The following is a 16,669-nucleotide window of genomic DNA, read 5'->3' on the forward strand; positions in this document are numbered from 1 at the left end:
TTATTTTCCCGGCTCCGATCCAAATCCAAAACAGAGCGATTTCCCTCGTTGCGCTGCTGGGCAATGGTCAATGCAATCACCACAGTTATGGCACAGCGCATTGTTCCCTTCGGTGCGTGGGTCAAGTCCCATAGGGCACACTTTGGCGCATTGACCGCACTGCGAGCATTTTGCATCGTCAAGCGTGATGTGCATTCCACGTTCCGTTTTAAAAAATGACAGGCACGTTCCGGTCGGACAAAAGAGGCGGCACCAGAAGCGTGGCGCATAGAAGGCTTCAACCATCAGCAGGGTAAGAATAATGGCAATTTCAAATGTCAGCGTACCAAACTTGACCAACACCAATGCCTGCGACGAAATCAGACCCGGCGGCAGTATCAATGTCAGTAGCGGCACTCCGGCAATGCCGACGACCAGCAGTCCCGCGAGTAAAAATCCATAGCGGAATATGTTGGCACGCGAAGCCGATTGCAACCGAGCATTGGTCGGAACCGCACGTAAGCCGAGGCGTCGGCGCATTCCTGCGATGAGGTCAGAAAAAAGGTAATACGGGCAGAGCCAACTGCACCACACTCGCCCGAGTATGAGCATCAACAGAAGCGGTACCACCAGTGACGCCAACATCGCTGATGAAATAAGCGCCGACGTGAGCATCACCTGAAAAACGGCAACGGGATCGGCGACGGCAATATCGCCAACGTCAAGCGAGTAGAATGTCCCTTTGGCAAAGTAGATTTTATGCACGTTCATCCATGGGATCACAAAAATAGCGGCCAAGACACTGAATTGCACAAGGCGACGCCAGAAAACAATGGTAGTAAGGCGCGTACGTCGATTAGTCTTCATACGTCACCCCCCATCCTTCTACTTCGCCCGACCCTTTAAAGTTAAATTCAAAGGGGTTGTTGACCCCTTCGGGAGAAAGCTCACGTTTGCGCTCCATCAGCTCTTTGTGGCGATATATATCACTGTGTGGCGAAGTTTCAGATTTCTCGGCACTCATGCGGCGTGTGCGGAGGTGATGAATGCCACTGTGGTGCTCATCGACCATCCCTTCGGGGATAATAGTAATTGAGCGCGGTTCGGTTGGACATTTTTCAACACAGGCGCCACAACCAACACATTTTTCGGTGATGGTTGGCAGCAGGCCGCCTTTCAGTTCAATCGCGTGGTCGCGTAGTGGGCAAACATTAAAGCAGACGTTGCAGATTTTGGCGCTTCCGGTGCGGGAAACTCCCTGTAGCTCGTCGCGTTCGTAGAGGTAGTTCAGGCAACGTTCTTCGTCAATACGGGCAATGCCGATTCTGACAGCTTCCGGTTCCAGCACGGTAGGGTCAAGCGCTCCCGTCGGGCAGACTGGCGGACAGAGCATACACAGGTAACAGCCGCGTTCCTGAGCGTAAATGTACGGTGTACCAATTTGGAGCTTGTCGTACACTTTTGCGCGCTGAATTGATTCATATGGACACACTTCTATGCAACGCGCACAGCGAATGCACCGCTCCATAAATTGTGCTTCCGCTACCGCTCCCGGTGGGCGCATTTGATCCATCAATAGATGCGTCTTAAAGGGGTTTTCATTCAGAAGGGTGCGCACCCATTCCAGCAGCGCACTCATCCTTACAGCACTTCTTCTTCAAAATTGACGGCATGGTGGGCGATGTCGATCACACCAGAGATTTTCCGCAACGATTCATCCAGTGCTTCAACGTCTTTGAGTGATTCGCGCTCGATGCAAATGACAACTTGGCGTTGATCGTCGGAAACGGCATGGACTTCAACTCCGTCAAATGCGGCAAGTTCGTGCTGGGCGGTTTCATCAAAACTGTTTTCAAAAATTAAGATCGAAGTTGCGATAATCATAAAAACACCTTTCCAGGATAAAGAGCGCCCGCCCGGGTCTTACGAACCGTGGGCGGGCTGAAAAGCAGGTATAAAAAAGGAGGTATGGGGTAAACTGTTATAATTACATGCGGCTGTTTACGTCACTGATAACATACCCATCCGCCACGTCACGTGGGCCGCCCACACGAGCGATTTTTACGGCGGCAATTTTGTATTCCGGTTCCGCTGATCCGGGGTCAACCGCATCGTTGGTGACAAAATTACACATCCGCTCTTTGGCTTGATCGTGCATGTGGGTAAAGACAACGCCCGTCATAGTGCCATCGGTCAGACGTGCGGGAAGGATGATCTCGCCGCGACGGCTGGTGACTTTGACCATATCGCCATTGGCGATTTTGTATTGCTTGGCGTCTTCAGGGTTGATTTCCAGATAGTCGTTGGGGTGCGAACGGGCGATTTCTGGGATACGCATCGTCATGGTTCCGGTGTGCCACTGTTCTACAACGCGACCCGTAGTGAAGAAAAACGGATACTCGGCATCCGGCACTTCGGCGCCACCCTGATAAGGGCGAACGAAGATATTCGCTTTTCCTTCTTTTTTGGCATCGTCATAGAAGTAAATCGTAGCATCGGCAGGGACCGTTCCCGCTTTTTGCAGGCCCTCAAGGTGCGGATCCATCCCTTTGACGTAGCGCTTGTACGTGCCGGGGTGATCAGCAGTTGGCACTGGCCACTGGAAACCGTCTACACTTTCACGTAGGCGCTGGTAGCTGACGCCGCGCAGGGTGTGGCCGGTATCTTTGGTAATATCGGTGTAATCGTTCCACGCCATTTCGCCCGCTTTCATGGTGTCATCCATATTCCACGGGATGAGTTTTTCAAGTCCCATCCGTTTGGCAATCTGGGTGGCAATCCACAGGTCAGCTTTCGCTTCGCCTGGAGGGGTGACTGCTCTTTCCGTGTGCTGGCTCCGCCGCTCGGAACAACCATACACGCCACCTTTTTCATAAAGGAATGCTGCGGGTAAAATAACATCAGCGAACTGTGTGGTACGCGTCGGGAAGATATCCAGCACGACAAGGAAAGCGTCGTCCATCCCTTTGAGGTACTTATTGAGGTTCGGTAGGCTCTGCGCGGGGTTGGTTGTAGTGACCAGCATCGCTTTAATCGGCTTGGCCGCGTCATTTTCGCCACCAAGGCTATCGAACATTTTCATGGTATGGAAACCCGGCTTCGGATCAATCGTCCCCGGTTCGAGCTTCCACATTTTTTCCACGTGTGCACGCCACGCGTCGTTGGCGACTGGCTTCGTGCCAGGCAGTAAGTGCGACAGAGCTCCAGCTTCGCGCACGCCACCACAGGCATTCGGTTGTCCGGTAAGCGAGAAGGAATCCGCCCCCGGCTTGCCAATATTGCCAGTAATCAGGTGCAAGTTGTGAATCAGGTTGTTGGCAAACACACCACGAGTACGCTGGTTCAAGCCCATACACCACATCGACATAGAAGCACCACTGGTGGCAAACCATTCAGCCGCTTTACGGATGTTTTCTGCCGGGCAGCGGGTAACTTTTTCAGCCGCTTCCGGGGTAAACTGCTCCAAAAACTTCTTATAGTTTTCGAGCGTTACGGGCTCTTTGCCATCGGTAATGCGGGTATGACGCTCCATAAACCCATTATCTTGCCAGTTATTACGAAGAATTTCATAGGCCATGCTATGGAAAACCGCAAGGTCAGTTCCTGGATCAACGGGCAACCACAAATCAGCAATAGCCGAGGTAGAGGTTTTGCGTGGTTCACACACGATGATTTTGACTTCCGGATTATTGCGCTTGTGGCGCATAACACGACGGAAGAGCACCGGATGGCACTCGCTCATGTTGGAGCCCGTGAGGAAGATACACTTTGATTTTTCAATATCGGCATACGACCCCGCTGGCTCGTCGGCACCAAAGGTGGAAATATATCCACCAACCGCACTCGCCATGCAGAGGCGCGGGTTTCCTTCGACCATATTGCTGCGGAAACCACCCTTCCAGAGCTTATTAAAGGTGTAGGTTTCTTCAGTTGTGCACTGCCCTGAGCCATAGTAGGCCACAGAGTCTTTGCCAAATTTTTCGTGGAAATACTTGAACTTGTTCGCGACAAGATCCAGCGCTTCGTTCCACGACGCTTTCTTAAACTTTCCATCAGCCTGACGAATCAGCGGATGCGTCAAACGATCCGGATGGTACATAGACTTGTACGCGGCGAACCCTTTTACGCACAGAAAACCGAAATTGGTTTTGGCTTCCGGGTTCCCTTTAATCGTGACAAGCTTGCCATCTTTGACACCAACGTACACACCACAGCCGGTTCCACAGAAACGGCAAACACCTTTCACCCACTTATCAACACCGTCCTTGTTTGTGGCATTGGCCATGGCTGAAAACGACACTCCAGAAGCAGCTATGGCACTGGTGACCATAGAGGCTTTCAAAAAATTTCTCCGGTTCATTTGCATTACATCCTCCCTTAACTACTGGCGCAACGGTTTGCTGTGAACGCTAAAACGGTGAACTGGGTGACATGCCGTACAACTACGTCCTTCCGGTGTATGTTGCACTTCAGCCGCATGACAGCCGATACAAACCTGCTGTTGCGATGGTTTTGACTGGAAATTTTTCTCGTCACCGTGGCACACGCCACACTTGATTCCCGTCATAGCATGAGCGCTTTCCTGCCACTCAGCCGCTACTGTCGGAGAAACATTCACATGACACGCATAGCAATCCTGTTTCCCCATCGGAGTCACATGTTTCCGGCTACCTTCGGCAGAAACAGTTGTCACCATGCTCAATCCAATCAGCATCCAGACGCAGGCTCCAGCAAGGAGAGAGAGCCATAGAGTCTTTTTCAAGAGGCACCTCCAGAGAGTTTTTTTTCGTGATGAAATGCACATGCTATATGCGCTCATCACTCAATGCATTGTGAATATATGAGCAAGAATCATGCCACTCGAAGTGAACCGCTAGGCCGTAATAAAAAAGCTTTTTATTTAAAGAATTACAATGCAAATCAGAATTAAGCACGTTACTAAACAACAGATAATAAAACGACCAGCGGCAATTTAATAACCGTTGTTCACCCACAAGCGTTGTGTTACTTTTATGACACTTCGCACTGAGGGTGCGGAAATTCTTTTCATTAAGGGGTTCGCATGCGTTGGTTGTCCCGCCTGAGCATTAAAATCAAACTCGGCATAATCGTCCTGATTCCGCTCTGTGCACTGATTACCGTAAGCGGATTGTTAGTCCATAGCTCATGGAAACAAACCACTATGATCAATGACCTGCACGCGAAAGCAACCATTTCGGTATACATTGGTCGGTTTATCCATGAAATGCAACTGGAACGCGGTGTTAGCGCGGGATTTCTCTCCTCGCAAGGGAGTCAGTTTCGCAATGAAGTGAACCATGAACGGCAACAGACTGACCGCGCTCTGAGCGCGCTCCAATCGGCTTTAACACAAGAGCGCGATGCCGCTCTCAACGAAGCACTCACCCTTTTAGGGACGCTCACTGCCACCCGAAGCCGTATTGATGCCCTTTCTATCCCAACCACTGAAGCCATTTCCGCCTATTCGGCAATCATTCAAAAGTTCCTTGCTAGCGTTGCACGCATTACACACCAATCGGAAGACGGGCAAATCTCCCGCAACTTGATAGCTTACGCCAGTATCATGCAAGCAAAAGAAGCTATGGGCCAAGAAAGAGCCACACTGAACGGCGTTTTTGCGCGGAATGAATTTACTCCAGAGGCATATCAGCTCTTCATTTCACTTCTCGCACAGCAGCAAACCGCGCTGGATCTCTTTACTTCGCAAGCCAATCCTTCAACACTGAACCGTTTAGAAACTTTGCAAAACAGTTCAGAATTGCGCACCGTGCTCCAAATGCGCGAAACAGCCTTTGCCAAAGCAACAACAGGAAATTTTGGCATTCAGCCCCAGCAGTGGTTTCGTGCGAGTACCGCTTTTATCGACCAAATGAAAATCCTTGAAGACAGCGTAGCCAGCGAGCTCGAAGCGTTGCTCCAACAACAATTAACCAGCGCTGAAGCACAACTTACGCTCACACTGATACTTTCCATTGCCGCCGTCGTAATAGCGGCCGCACTCGCCTTAATTATCGCCGATGCCATTGGGCGCAGCATATCGCGCATTAACTCCCGCGCCCGCGAGTTTGCCTCTGGCAGTGGCGATCTGACGCAACGTCTTGATGACAGCGGCAGCGATGAGCTTGCCCGCCTCAGCGCGTCCTTCAACAGCTTCATCACGAATATTGATTGCAATATCGGTCAAACGATGAATCTGATCGCAAAAACATCCGGCGCAACCGCCGGAGTGCTGGAAGTGATGGGACGCGTGCGCTACACCAGTCTACGCAACCTCGATACCACCAACGAGCTATCGGCAGCGGCACACGAAATGAGCGCTACGATTAACGAAATTTCACGCAGCGTTACCACCTCCGCCGATTCAGCAGAGACCACGGTCAAATTGGCGCGTGAAGGCGCGACAAAGCTGGAAGCCAGCACGCGCAGTGCGATGCAGCTCCAACACGAAATCGAAACTCTCGCGGGGGAAATCAACGAACTACAAACCAGTGCGCGCAACATCGGCAGCGTCGTCACCGTTATCAACGACATTTCCGATCAAACCAATCTCTTGGCACTGAACGCTGCCATTGAAGCCGCCCGCGCTGGCGAAGCTGGTCGCGGTTTTGCCGTCGTTGCCGACGAAGTGCGCAAACTCGCCGAAAACACACAACAGTCTACGAAGCAGATCGAAAAATCAATTCAGACCATTCTCGAAGAAATTGAACGCGCCACAGTCAGTGCGCGTCAAGCCAGCGGCATGATTGCCGAGCAAGCCAAAACATCGCAGATCGCCCAAAGCAGTTTCCAAGAAATCATGGCCGCCATTGAGGAAATGGGCGAAATGATCCTGAGCATTAGCGCTGCTCTGGAAGAACAATCCGCTACAACCAATCAAGTAGCGGGCAACATCGAGCAGCTTGCCGGACGCTCAGAACGACTCAACGAACAGGTGCGCATCTTGGGCGACGACACCGACGTGTTTGTCGCTACCGTCGAAGAACTGCGCAATCTCTACCAACCATTCAATACAAACAACCGTGCGACACCCTTCATTATCGCCAAAGTGACGCACGTTTTGTTTCTGCATAAAGTGTTGGGCGCCGTGCTGAGCGAGCAGCGCAATCTGAGTTTACCCGATCACCAAAACTGCGCCTTCGGCAAATATTGTGCAACATCAGCAATGGATGCCTTCCGCAACGATCCGCTCTACCAGTCGCTCACCGAGCCGCACAAGCGAGTGCACGCCTTAGGTCGCGCTCTCGTCGAATCTATCGGTCACGCCGACGATAAAACGCTCGAAGAACGCCGCCTGCAGTTCCTAGAAGCAATCCATGCCTTCCTTACAATAGTCGATCAATTGATAGAGAAATATTCCACAATGAGTGCCTGTCAGAAGGGATTGGCAGTTATCAAGTAATGCTCGGTGACTAGCCACCAAAACTCTCGCATAGCACCGCACGACAGAGTCACAGCGCCTGCGGTTAAAATACAATTGAATGGTTCGGACACAAAAATCCTGACACACTGAGCCTGTCCGCAATAAGCACGTGCGAATCATGATCGCGCAAGAAAACCCTGTTATATTCCGATTGACCCTTACGGTCGGCCTGTGATAACTGTTTGCATTTCATAAACTCACGGAGGCAACCGAATGAGCGTAAAAATTTACGATACCACACTGCGCGATGGCACCCAATCGGAAGACATTTCCTTTACAGTTGAAGATAAAGTTCACGTCGCCCAGCTCCTTGATGATTTTGGTGTGCACTACATCGAAGGGGGGTGGCCTGGCTCTAACCCCAAGGATATCGACTTTTTCCGCGCTATTGCCCAGATTCCTCTGAAAAACGCCCGTATTTCGGCCTTTGGCTCAACGCGGCGCGCCAAACTGACGTGCGAGGAAGATCCAAACATTCAGGCTCTCCTGGACTCAAAAGCGCCGGTGGCCTGTATTTTCGGAAAAACTTGGGATTTTCACGTTACCGATGCGCTGCGCATTACGTTGGAGCAGAATCTTGAAATTATCGAAGATTCGCTAAGCTACCTCTGCCGCCACATGGAAGAGGTTTTCTATGATGCGGAACACTTTTTTGATGGCTATAAGGCAAATCCTGATTACGCGATCGAAACGCTCAAAGCAGCCGCACGCGGCGGCGCCCAACAGATTATTCTGTGCGACACCAACGGCGGATCGTTGCCGTGGGAAATCGGTCAAATCGTCGAAGCAGTTAAAAAACATATTTCCGTGCCGCTTGGCATCCACGCCCATAACGATGGCGAAATGGCGGTCGCAAATTCACTCATGGCGGTTCAGCACGGCATCACTCAGGTGCAGGGAACCATCAACGGCTTTGGCGAGCGGTGCGGCAATGCCAACCTCATCAGCATCATCCCCGGCCTGAAGCTCAAGATGGGGATTGACTGTGTCAGCGACGAAAGCCTGCGCAAGCTCACCCGCCTGAGCCGCTCTATCCGCGAACTAGCAAACCTTGGCGACTGGAAAAATCAGCCTTACACGGGCAAGAGCGCCTTTGCTCACAAAGGTGGCATCCACGTTTCGGCCATCCTGAAAGATCCCGATACCTACGAACACACCAAACCAGAAAATGTTGGCAACCGCCGCCGCGTGCTGGTAAGCGACCTCAGTGGCAAGTCGAATATTCAGTATAAAGTGGAAGAACTTGGGCTGGATATCGACATCAACGATCCAGCGCTGCAAGGGGTTGTTGACGAGATTAAAGAATTAGAAAATCAAGGATATGCCTACGAAGGGGCAGAAGCGAGCCTAGAACTGATCATCCAAAAGGCCAAAGGCAATCTGCCGAACTACTTCAAACTGCGCGGCTACCGCGTGATTGACGAACGGCGCGAGGGCGATGCTAACCCGATCAGCGAAGCGACAGTGCGGATCGAAGATCCTTCGGGAGCGATTCAGCACACAGCCGCGCTCGGCGAAGGGCCGGTTGACGCGCTTAACAACGCACTCAATAAAGCACTGGAGCGCTTTTATCCAATCCTCAAAGAAGTGCAATTGGTCGACTACAAGGTACGGATTTTGAATACAACGGTTGGCACGCGCGCCAAAACCCGTGTTATGATCGAATCAAGCGATGGAAAAGAGAACTGGTCGACGGTGGGCGTCCATCACGATATCATCCGCGCGTCATACTTGGCACTGGTCGACTCGGTCATTTATAAACTGTACAAAGAGAGAATCTAACGCACAATGGACACACTCATTACCCTACAACTCCGTCTGCGCCACATCATTATCGCACTCGGGGTTGTGGGGGTTTTCCTGCTGGCCTGGCAAGTGCAGGACATCCTGACCACGTTCGGCATCGCCTTTGTGATCGCCTACTTGTTAAATCCATTAGTAGACAAGCTGGAAAGGCGCGGTGCGGGGCGCACACTGGTTATTACCCTCTTGTTTTGCAGTGGATTTTTGATCAGTGGAGCTATTTTATACTGGCTCGTACCGATTCTGACCGCCGAAGCAGCTTCACTGGCGCGCAACCTGCCACGATACGCTGAAATTGCTTTCAACCTGCTGCAACACCATCTTACAACACTGGGAGTCGACCTTTCACTCGAAGACGTGCGCCGTATGGCCATCGAAAAAGCGGCATCGCTTTCCAGCTATAGCGCCACGTTCATTGGTTCCGTGGCCACATCGGTCGGAGCCATCGGCGTCTGGACGCTCAATCTGCTTTTAATTCCCATTCTGGTGTTCTATTTTCTGCGTGACTTCAACTCAATCATGGAAAAATCGCTCCGCTTCGTACAGAATAAATACCAGTGGGATGGCGGAAAATACTTTGAGTCGTTTAACACCATTCTGAGTCGTTACTTTCGCGGTCAAATTATTGTTTCGATGATTCTCATGGCGGCCTATTCCGTTGTCTTGCTGATTGTTGGAGTGAAACCAGCGTTCTTGTTGGGAATTATTGCCGGAGCACTGAGCGTGGTTCCCTATCTTGGCCTAGCCGTAGGATTAGGCGTTTCGCTGCTGCTCGCCTTTTTGCAGTTTGAGGGGTTGTTTCATCTCCTCGCGGTGCTGATTGGCTTTTCGGTGGTGCAAGTCATCGAAACGAATGTGATCACGCCACGTATTATTGGCGAATCGCTGGGATTACACCCCGCCATGGTAATCTTTGCCTTAATGGCTGGTGGCGCACTCATGGGCATTGGTGGGATGATTCTTGCGCTGCCCGTAGCAGCATTTTTGCGCGTATTATGGATGGAGTGGGCAAGCTCTGTGCCTGAATAGCATTTTAAATGTGCATCAACTCAGCAAGCGGCACTTTGACTTGCTCCTGAAGCTTACGCGCAATCAGAATGCTTTCGAGCTCGCGGTAGGCCACATCGAAATTTTCATTCACGATCACGTAGTCAAAGCGGTGATATTGCGCAATTTCTCCGAGTGCATTTTCCAAGCGAATTTTGATTGTATCTTCATCGTCTTTACCACGCTTCATAATCCGTTCCCGCAATTCTTTTATGCTGGGCGGAAGGATAAAGATCAAAATACTTTCAGGAAATTTCTCTTTAATCTGAAACGCGCCCTGACAGTCGATGTCGAGCAGAATGGTTTTCCCTTCCGCCACGGCTTCGCGCAGGTGACGCGCTGAAGTGCCATAGTAATTGCCGTGCACGGTTGCGTACTCAACAAACTCTCCCGCCTGCATCAAGTGGATAAACCGCTCAAGATCAACGAAAAAGTAGTCCTTCCCATTCACTTCACCAGGACGAGGCGGACGGGTGGTATGTGAGGTGCTAAAGTGCACGTGCGTTACACTGCGTTCCAATTTGCGTGCGAGGGTAGTTTTTCCAGCGCCACTCGGCGCAGAGAGGACGACGATCTGTCCAACTTCTTTTTTGATGGGCGTATTACTCATCGTCGTCAGCTCCTTCGTCCTGCAAAATGGGTTCGGGCGTAAATTCGCCCCGGTGGAAACGGTGCGCCAACGTTTCAGCCTGAATGGCACTCAAGAGAACGTGATCGGATGTCGTTGTAATAATTGACCGCGTTTTGCGCCCTTGCGTTGCGTCAATCAGCTTGCCTGCCTCACGCGCTTCATCCTTCAACCGTTTCATGGGAGCTGAGGATGGGGTAAGAATCGCAACAATTTTATCTTTCAGGACATAGTTTCCAAAACCAATACTGACCATTGAGCTCATAGCGGGGCACCTTATTCGATATTTTGGACTTGCTCTTTGATCTTCTCCAGTTCAGCTTTGACGTCCACTACCAAACGGCTGATGCGCCCATCGCTGGTTTTTGAAGCCATCGTGTTCACTTCGCGGTGCATCTCCTGCAGTAAAAACTCCAGCGCTCGCCCGACAGGTTCTTTGCGTGCGGTGGTGTCGCGGAATTGCCGCACGTGTGAACCAAAACGGATAACTTCTTCGGTAATATCCGCTTTATCCGCCAACAACGCCACTTCTTGCGCGATACGTTCCGGATCGACTTGCAATTCATCACTCAAACGACTTGCGAGTTTGGCAATCCGTTGCTGCAATTTTTCGTACAGCAGCAGAGGCACTTCCGCAGCGATTTTTTCTATTTCCAGTACCTTCATTTCGCACACATCAAGCCGCGCCAGAATGTCCGCCTCTAAACGCTCGCCTTCTTCCTGGCGCATGCGCAAGAGCTTCGTGACAGCGTTTTTCATGGCAAACTCAACCGCTTCCTGAAAGAGTTTTTGATTCGGCAGTGTTTCTTCGACATCAACCAACTTTCCGGTTTGCAAAAAGTGGTCGAGTGTCACCACCCGCTCAAGGTTGTAGCGGTCAACAATTTCGGTAAAAACTTTATAGTATTCATCGGCCAGCGGGCGATTGAGTTGCACAGCATGATCGGCAGCATCTAAAAAGTTAATGCGCAACGTAACGTCCACTTTGCCGCGCGCAATGTAGCGATTCAAGTAGTTTTTTATCATGACTTCGACTTCACCAAGCTGCGAGCGCGACCGGAGATTAAAGTCGAAATAGCGCGAATTTACGGCGCGGATTTCCATGGTCACATCAAGTGACTCGTTCGCACAGCTCCCACTTCCAAACCCTGTCATGCTGCGGATCATCGACAAACCTCCCCGTAGTGTACCGGGCGCAGGCCGGCTTTTTCTATCAAACGGAAATCGGCATCATGCGGACTCCCTTGTGTTGTCAACAACCCACCACTCATGATGGCATTGGCACCGTAGCGGAAAATATCCCCTTCACGCTCTCCAAGTACTTCTTTACGCCCACCACAAATGCGGATAACCGCTTGAGGGTTGAGAAAACGGAAAACCGCCACACAACGGAGCGCTCGTTCAGGATCCATCATAGCGCGATCACCCTGCGGCGTTCCGGCAATGGGAATCAGGAAGTTTAATGGGATTGATTCTACACCGAGTTCGGCCACTGTATTGGCCATGGAAATAACATCATCTGCGCTTTCGCCCATACCAAATATTCCGCCGACGCAGAGCTTCATACCGGCAGCACGTGCCCGTTTCAGGGTGGCCACCCGCTCATCCCAGGTATGCGATGCGCAGACATTCGGGTAGTGTTCACGCGATGTTTCCAGATTATGGTGATAGTATTCCACGCCCAAAGACACAAGTTTCCGCGCAGCATACTCATCAAGAAAACCAAGCGAGGCACACAACTGGCGACCATGTTCCTTGGCTTGGCGCGCGAACGCTTCGTGAAGCGTAAAATCGCTCCGCTCGTTTAAGCCGCGCCCTGAAGAGACCATGCTGAGGTTGCGAATGCCGTGTTCTTCGGTGATCTGCGCTTTTTTTTCGATGTCACTATCCGTCATGATCACGCTTTTCAGAGCACGCCCAGCCGAATAGTGACTGCTTTGCGCACAGAAGGTGCAATCTTCAGAGCAGGGCGCGGTTTTGATGCTCAGGATGGTGCAGAGTTGCACCTCATCGCCCCAAGCTGCCCGTGTAAGCGCTTCCGCTTGCGCGGTGAGTTCGTGGTGTTGGTCGAGTTCTTCAAGATAGCGACGCAGGCGAAGGGTATTCATCTACTGCTCCATCAACTGCTTCACATCGAGCAAGAGTGTACTTGATGTATTCTCGTCAAACTGATCCCAAAAATGCTCCGCCATCAGCGTTTTCACGAAACGGCTGATTTCATAGGCTACCAGTTTTTTGCGGTCGATATGGAAATCCTGAAATTGCTCTGAAACTTGCAACGTCACTTCGGCAGTGGCAAGCGAAGTCAACAGTGGGAACGAACCATCCTGAATCCCTTGGATAGCTGGCGCGTAGAGATACTGATCTGCATTCGCAACGACCTGCTCCATCGTAATTCCTGGCTTGAGCAAGGCTTCGCATTGCTGCTTCAGCGCAGAGATCTCATGCCCCGCCTGATCCATCTGACGAAATGAATTCACAACAAAATTTTCAATCCCTGCAAAGGCATTCGTAGAAGCCGTTTCCGCACCCATCAGATTCACGACAGTAGCCTTGTAGCTTTTGGCGCGATAACGATCGGCAATTTCCAGCAAATGCTTTTTGGCATATCCCACAAGATACCCCGGATATGACGCGAAAGAGTACTGATGGTTCGTGTCCATAATGTGTTCGCCATTGTAGCCAAGAGCGATAATATTACAACGCGGATTGGCTGCCAGAACAGCATTACCATGAGTAAATATGTGCTCATAGCTGGTGGCAGTGACCAGATTGATATTGCGCGCAACAATTTTTTGAAAAACATCCGATTCCACAAAGCGCTGCATCGGAATAAACTTCGCTGGATCGGCCGTGCCAAGCATCCCCTTGGTCAGCATCATCATCCCACGAGTACGAGGGATCCCGCCCGCCATAATGTGAATAATGCCATCAACTTTGCCTTTAGTTTTGATGCCAAGTTCGATAAATATTTTCCGCACTTCGTTAGCCGCAGCTTTTTCATTTTCGGCAAAAACCGTATCGATGAAATCATCGTCAACGGCATAGTGTAAAATATCTTCTGGTTTTTTGAGCGATTTAAACGCTTCTGGGTATTCATCATCTTTCAGACCATACCAAAGCGGTGTTTTTATAACGTGAATTTTTCTGAGCGCCAACTCTGCTTCGCGCTCTTCAGTAAGTTCTGGTGCCGCTAAACAGTATACAGTCGCCCCACGCCGTAGCAAATTGGCTGCAATATAATCAGCAAAACCGTCCTCACGAATTAACCCGAAGAAAAATATATTCTGGCCTCGAAGATTTCCCGCCATAGTGCATACCTCTAAATCACTGAAATTTTCGACGATTTGCGAACGAAATCACCGCGTACTGTTATACTTCTCGCAGTTTTAGCATACTTTTTCCCAAAACGGCAGGGGCTTCTTTTCTTATACGCAGAGATACCAAAAACCATCGCCCACCTGCAGTAGGGAGGAACCACTCGCAGTAATTGACCCTTGCACAATAAACATAAAAGGAGATAAAACACCACCGGATCACTGGTTGAGAAAGCGACAAGGAACGTACCATCTATGACCCTTTTTACTCGCAGCATCCGCATTAACGACGTCATTCGGGAGCTTCAAACACGGCATAAAAATGCCGATTTAACCCCCGTCCATAAAGCCTATATCTTCGCAGCCCAAGCGCACCGCGGCGTGGTACGCAAGTCTGGCGAGCCCTATATTAGCCATCCGCTTGCCGTAGCCTATACGCTGGCACAGATGAGCCTTGACCCATATACCGTCGCGGCAGGGCTATTACACGATACCGTAGAAGATACCGATCATACGACGGAGCAACTGCAAAAAGAATTCGGTTCCGACATTGCATTTTTGGTCGATGGCGTAACGAAAATTGAAACCGCCGTAGGCAAGAGTAACAAATCCGACCTCAAAGCCGAAACACTCCGCAAAATGCTGATTGCAATGGCGCGCGATATCCGCGTGTTACTCATCAAACTTGCCGACCGACTGCACAACATTCGCACCTTGGAGCACATGGCTCCGGAAAAACAACAACTGATTGCCGAAGAAACACTGGAAATTTACGCCCCACTCGCCCATCGACTCGGGATCAACTGGATCAAAACAGAACTCGAAGACTTTTCACTCCGTTACCTAGATCCCGAAGGGTACGCCACCATTGACGAAGCCGTATCGCTCGGCAATATCGATCGTCGTGACTACATCGAAACCCTCGTCAACACGATTCGGACGCACCTTGCCAGCGTTGGAATCGCCTGCACGGTCGATGGTCGCCCCAAGCACTACTACAGCATTTACAAAAAAATCAAAAAACAAGGCGTGGCACCGAAAGAGCTATTTGACCTGCTCGCGCTGCGCGTTATCACCAAAGATTCAACGCAGTGCTACATGGTACTCGGCGAAATTCACCGCCTCTGGAAAGCCGTACCCAATCGACTGAAAGATTACATTACCAACCCCAAATCGAACCTCTATCAATCGCTGCATACGACCGTCATTGGACCTGGCGGTCACAAAGTCGAATTCCAGATCCGTACCGAAGAAATGCACAAAATCTGCGAAGAAGGGATTGCGGCACACTGGGCGTACAAAGAAGGAGTAAGCGCGAACACCAACGATACGCAGAAATTCGGTTGGCTGAAAAGCTTGCTCGAAGGGGGGATGGAAGTTGAAGACTCAACTGAATTCCTCAATGCTCTGCGACGCGACCTCTACATCAAAGAAGTGTTTGTCTTTACCCCGCGCGGCGATACCATCGAGCTTCCCGAAGACGCCACCGTACTGGATTTCGCCTACAGCATTCACTCCGAAGTTGGCGATCACTGCAACGGAGGGCTTGTCAACGGCAAAATGGTGGGGATCAAGCAAAAGTTGAACAACGGCGATACCGTCGAAATCATCACCTCAGAAAAACAACACCCGCGCAAAGATTGGTTGAAAATCGTCCAAACCAACAAAGCTCGGCTGCGCATCAACGCCTACCTGAATAAAGTAGAGCGGGATCGCGCAATTGAAGTGGGTCACGATTTGCTCGATAAAGCCTTACGCACCATCAAGAAAAGCCTTGACCACCTCAGCGAGAAAGAAAAACGAGAACTGCTCGACCACGCCCGTCGCCCCAACATGGACGAACTGCTACGCGACGCAGGGCTGTATCGCATCGACATTCCCGCACTCCTGAATAAAACTTTTACCGATGCCGAAGAGCTTCGCAAGCAACAACTTGAGCACGACCGTCATAAAGACGAAGCCGTGGCCGAAGGGGCGCGTGAGCGTTCCCAACACAGCAGCTCAGGCATTATCGTGGAAGGGGTTTCTGATGTCCTTATCCGCATTGCGCAGTGCTGTCATCCCGTTCCCGGCGATGAAATCATTGGATTTGTCACACATGGACGCGGAATCAGCGTGCATCGCCAAGACTGTAAACATATCGAAGAATCATTCCCTGATCGACTGCTCCGCGCAGACTGGAGCCAACAAGCCTTTTCGAAAAGCTTTCAAAGCCGTCTCTCTGTACTCTGCCAAGATAAACCAGGCGTCCTCGCCAGCATCAGCAGTATTCTTGGTGACCACGAAGCCAATATCACGAATCTGCAAATGGTCAAGAAAGACCCAAAAACCGAGCAAGTCATTCTCGACTTTACCATTGAAATTAAATCCAAAGAACAATTGACAAAAATCCGCAGTCGCTTGCGCTCACTGGCATTTGTGATTGAGTTGCAGTAAAACCACCCCGCCCCTACG

The 16,669-nt window shown here is 50.8% G+C and carries 14 protein-coding genes; 4 read left to right on the top strand and 10 right to left on the bottom strand.

Translation table 11 applies throughout. The features are described from left to right. The 5 genes from P304_RS0112600 to P304_RS16970 all read right to left on the bottom strand — a co-directional run bounded on the left by P304_RS0112600 (window position 1) and on the right by P304_RS16970 (window position 4,741). Window positions 1–846, bottom strand: a complete 846-nt coding sequence (locus P304_RS0112600; RefSeq protein ID WP_034765484.1) for a 4Fe-4S binding protein — start codon at window positions 844–846, stop codon at window positions 1–3. After that, window positions 836–1,618, bottom strand: coding sequence for a 4Fe-4S dicluster domain-containing protein (locus tag P304_RS0112605; RefSeq protein WP_027390828.1), 783 nt, complete (start codon window positions 1,616–1,618; stop codon window positions 836–838). The genes P304_RS0112600 and P304_RS0112605 overlap by 11 nt, the downstream gene beginning before the upstream one ends. Before the next feature lie 2 nt (window positions 1,619–1,620). Next, on the bottom strand, window positions 1,621–1,863 hold the full coding sequence (locus P304_RS0112610) for a chaperone NapD (protein WP_027390829.1): 243 nt from the start codon (window positions 1,861–1,863) through the stop codon (window positions 1,621–1,623). 103 nt (window positions 1,864–1,966) lie between these two features. Further along, a complete protein-coding gene (locus P304_RS0112615) occupies window positions 1,967–4,345 on the bottom strand; it encodes a molybdopterin-dependent oxidoreductase (protein ID WP_027390830.1) in 2,379 nt (792 codons plus the stop codon). Window positions 4,346–4,360: 15 nt separating this feature from the next. Beyond that, window positions 4,361–4,741: a cytochrome c3 family protein gene (locus tag P304_RS16970; RefSeq protein WP_027390831.1), complete on the bottom strand. Its 381-nt coding sequence runs from the start codon at window positions 4,739–4,741 to the stop codon at window positions 4,361–4,363. 300 nt (window positions 4,742–5,041) lie between these two features. On the opposite strand from P304_RS16970, the gene P304_RS17545 reads away from it, so the two are divergent. The 3 genes from P304_RS17545 to P304_RS0112635 all read left to right on the top strand — a co-directional run bounded on the left by P304_RS17545 (window position 5,042) and on the right by P304_RS0112635 (window position 10,252). Further along, window positions 5,042–7,399, top strand: a complete 2,358-nt coding sequence (locus tag P304_RS17545) for a methyl-accepting chemotaxis protein (protein WP_027390832.1) — start codon at window positions 5,042–5,044, stop codon at window positions 7,397–7,399. Window positions 7,400–7,633: 234 nt separating this feature from the next. Then, window positions 7,634–9,202 (top strand): citramalate synthase, encoded by a 1,569-nt coding sequence (gene cimA / locus P304_RS0112630; RefSeq protein ID WP_027390833.1) that lies wholly within the window; start codon window positions 7,634–7,636, stop codon window positions 9,200–9,202. 6 nt (window positions 9,203–9,208) lie between these two features. Beyond that, window positions 9,209–10,252 carry an AI-2E family transporter gene (locus P304_RS0112635; RefSeq protein ID WP_027390834.1) on the top strand — a complete coding sequence of 348 codons (1,044 nt, stop codon included), beginning with the start codon at window positions 9,209–9,211 and terminating at the stop codon, window positions 10,250–10,252. 4 nt (window positions 10,253–10,256) lie between these two features. On the opposite strand, the gene gmk is transcribed toward P304_RS0112635, so the two are convergent. The 5 genes from gmk to P304_RS0112660 are packed head-to-tail and all read right to left on the bottom strand — an operon-like array spanning window position 10,257 to window position 14,209. Next, window positions 10,257–10,880 (bottom strand): guanylate kinase, encoded by a 624-nt coding sequence (gmk, locus tag P304_RS0112640; RefSeq protein ID WP_034765487.1) that lies wholly within the window; start codon window positions 10,878–10,880, stop codon window positions 10,257–10,259. Further along, on the bottom strand, window positions 10,873–11,163 hold the full coding sequence (locus tag P304_RS0112645) for a DUF370 domain-containing protein (protein WP_027390836.1): 291 nt from the start codon (window positions 11,161–11,163) through the stop codon (window positions 10,873–10,875). The genes gmk and P304_RS0112645 overlap by 8 nt, the downstream gene beginning before the upstream one ends. Window positions 11,164–11,174: 11 nt before the next feature. Beyond that, the gene (locus tag P304_RS0112650) at window positions 11,175–12,065 is read right to left on the bottom strand and encodes a YicC/YloC family endoribonuclease (RefSeq protein WP_027390837.1); all 891 of its coding nucleotides are present in this window, start codon (window positions 12,063–12,065) and stop codon (window positions 11,175–11,177) included. Further along, window positions 12,062–13,006 carry a biotin synthase BioB gene (bioB, locus tag P304_RS15605; protein WP_051321676.1) on the bottom strand — a complete coding sequence of 315 codons (945 nt, stop codon included), beginning with the start codon at window positions 13,004–13,006 and terminating at the stop codon, window positions 12,062–12,064. Before bioB ends, P304_RS0112650 begins: the two co-directional genes overlap by 4 nt. Further along, window positions 13,007–14,209 carry an enoyl ACP reductase FabMG family protein gene (locus P304_RS0112660; RefSeq protein ID WP_027390838.1) on the bottom strand — a complete coding sequence of 401 codons (1,203 nt, stop codon included), beginning with the start codon at window positions 14,207–14,209 and terminating at the stop codon, window positions 13,007–13,009. A gap of 261 nt (window positions 14,210–14,470) precedes the next feature. On the opposite strand from P304_RS0112660, the gene P304_RS0112665 reads away from it, so the two are divergent. Continuing rightward, a complete protein-coding gene (locus tag P304_RS0112665) occupies window positions 14,471–16,651 on the top strand; it encodes a RelA/SpoT family protein (protein WP_027390839.1) in 2,181 nt (726 codons plus the stop codon). The last annotated feature ends 18 nt before the right edge of the window (window positions 16,652–16,669 follow it).

This window comes from Chrysiogenes arsenatis DSM 11915 (genome assembly GCF_000469585.1).
Classification (GTDB): domain Bacteria; phylum Chrysiogenota; class Chrysiogenetes; order Chrysiogenales; family Chrysiogenaceae; genus Chrysiogenes; species Chrysiogenes arsenatis.

Bases quoted from the DNA above. Each gene is read 5' to 3' on its own strand.
- gmk (WP_034765487.1), bottom strand. From the start codon at position 10,880: ATGAGTAATACGCCCATCAAAAAAGAAGTTGGACAGATCGTCGTCCTC.
- P304_RS0112615 (WP_027390830.1), bottom strand. From the start codon at position 4,345: ATGCAAATGAACCGGAGAAATTTTTTGAAAGCCTCTATGGTCACCAGT.
- P304_RS17545 (WP_027390832.1), top strand. From the start codon at position 5,042: ATGCGTTGGTTGTCCCGCCTGAGCATTAAAATCAAACTCGGCATAATC.
- P304_RS0112645 (WP_027390836.1), bottom strand. From the start codon at position 11,163: ATGAGCTCAATGGTCAGTATTGGTTTTGGAAACTATGTCCTGAAAGAT.
- P304_RS0112635 (WP_027390834.1), top strand. From the start codon at position 9,209: ATGGACACACTCATTACCCTACAACTCCGTCTGCGCCACATCATTATC.
- bioB (WP_051321676.1), bottom strand. From the start codon at position 13,006: ATGAATACCCTTCGCCTGCGTCGCTATCTTGAAGAACTCGACCAACAC.
- P304_RS0112610 (WP_027390829.1), bottom strand. From the start codon at position 1,863: ATGATTATCGCAACTTCGATCTTAATTTTTGAAAACAGTTTTGATGAA.
- P304_RS0112605 (WP_027390828.1), bottom strand. From the start codon at position 1,618: ATGAGTGCGCTGCTGGAATGGGTGCGCACCCTTCTGAATGAAAACCCC.
- P304_RS0112600 (WP_034765484.1), bottom strand. From the start codon at position 846: ATGAAGACTAATCGACGTACGCGCCTTACTACCATTGTTTTCTGGCGT.
- P304_RS0112650 (WP_027390837.1), bottom strand. From the start codon at position 12,065: ATGATCCGCAGCATGACAGGGTTTGGAAGTGGGAGCTGTGCGAACGAG.
- P304_RS0112665 (WP_027390839.1), top strand. From the start codon at position 14,471: ATGACCCTTTTTACTCGCAGCATCCGCATTAACGACGTCATTCGGGAG.
- P304_RS0112660 (WP_027390838.1), bottom strand. From the start codon at position 14,209: ATGGCGGGAAATCTTCGAGGCCAGAATATATTTTTCTTCGGGTTAATT.
- cimA (WP_027390833.1), top strand. From the start codon at position 7,634: ATGAGCGTAAAAATTTACGATACCACACTGCGCGATGGCACCCAATCG.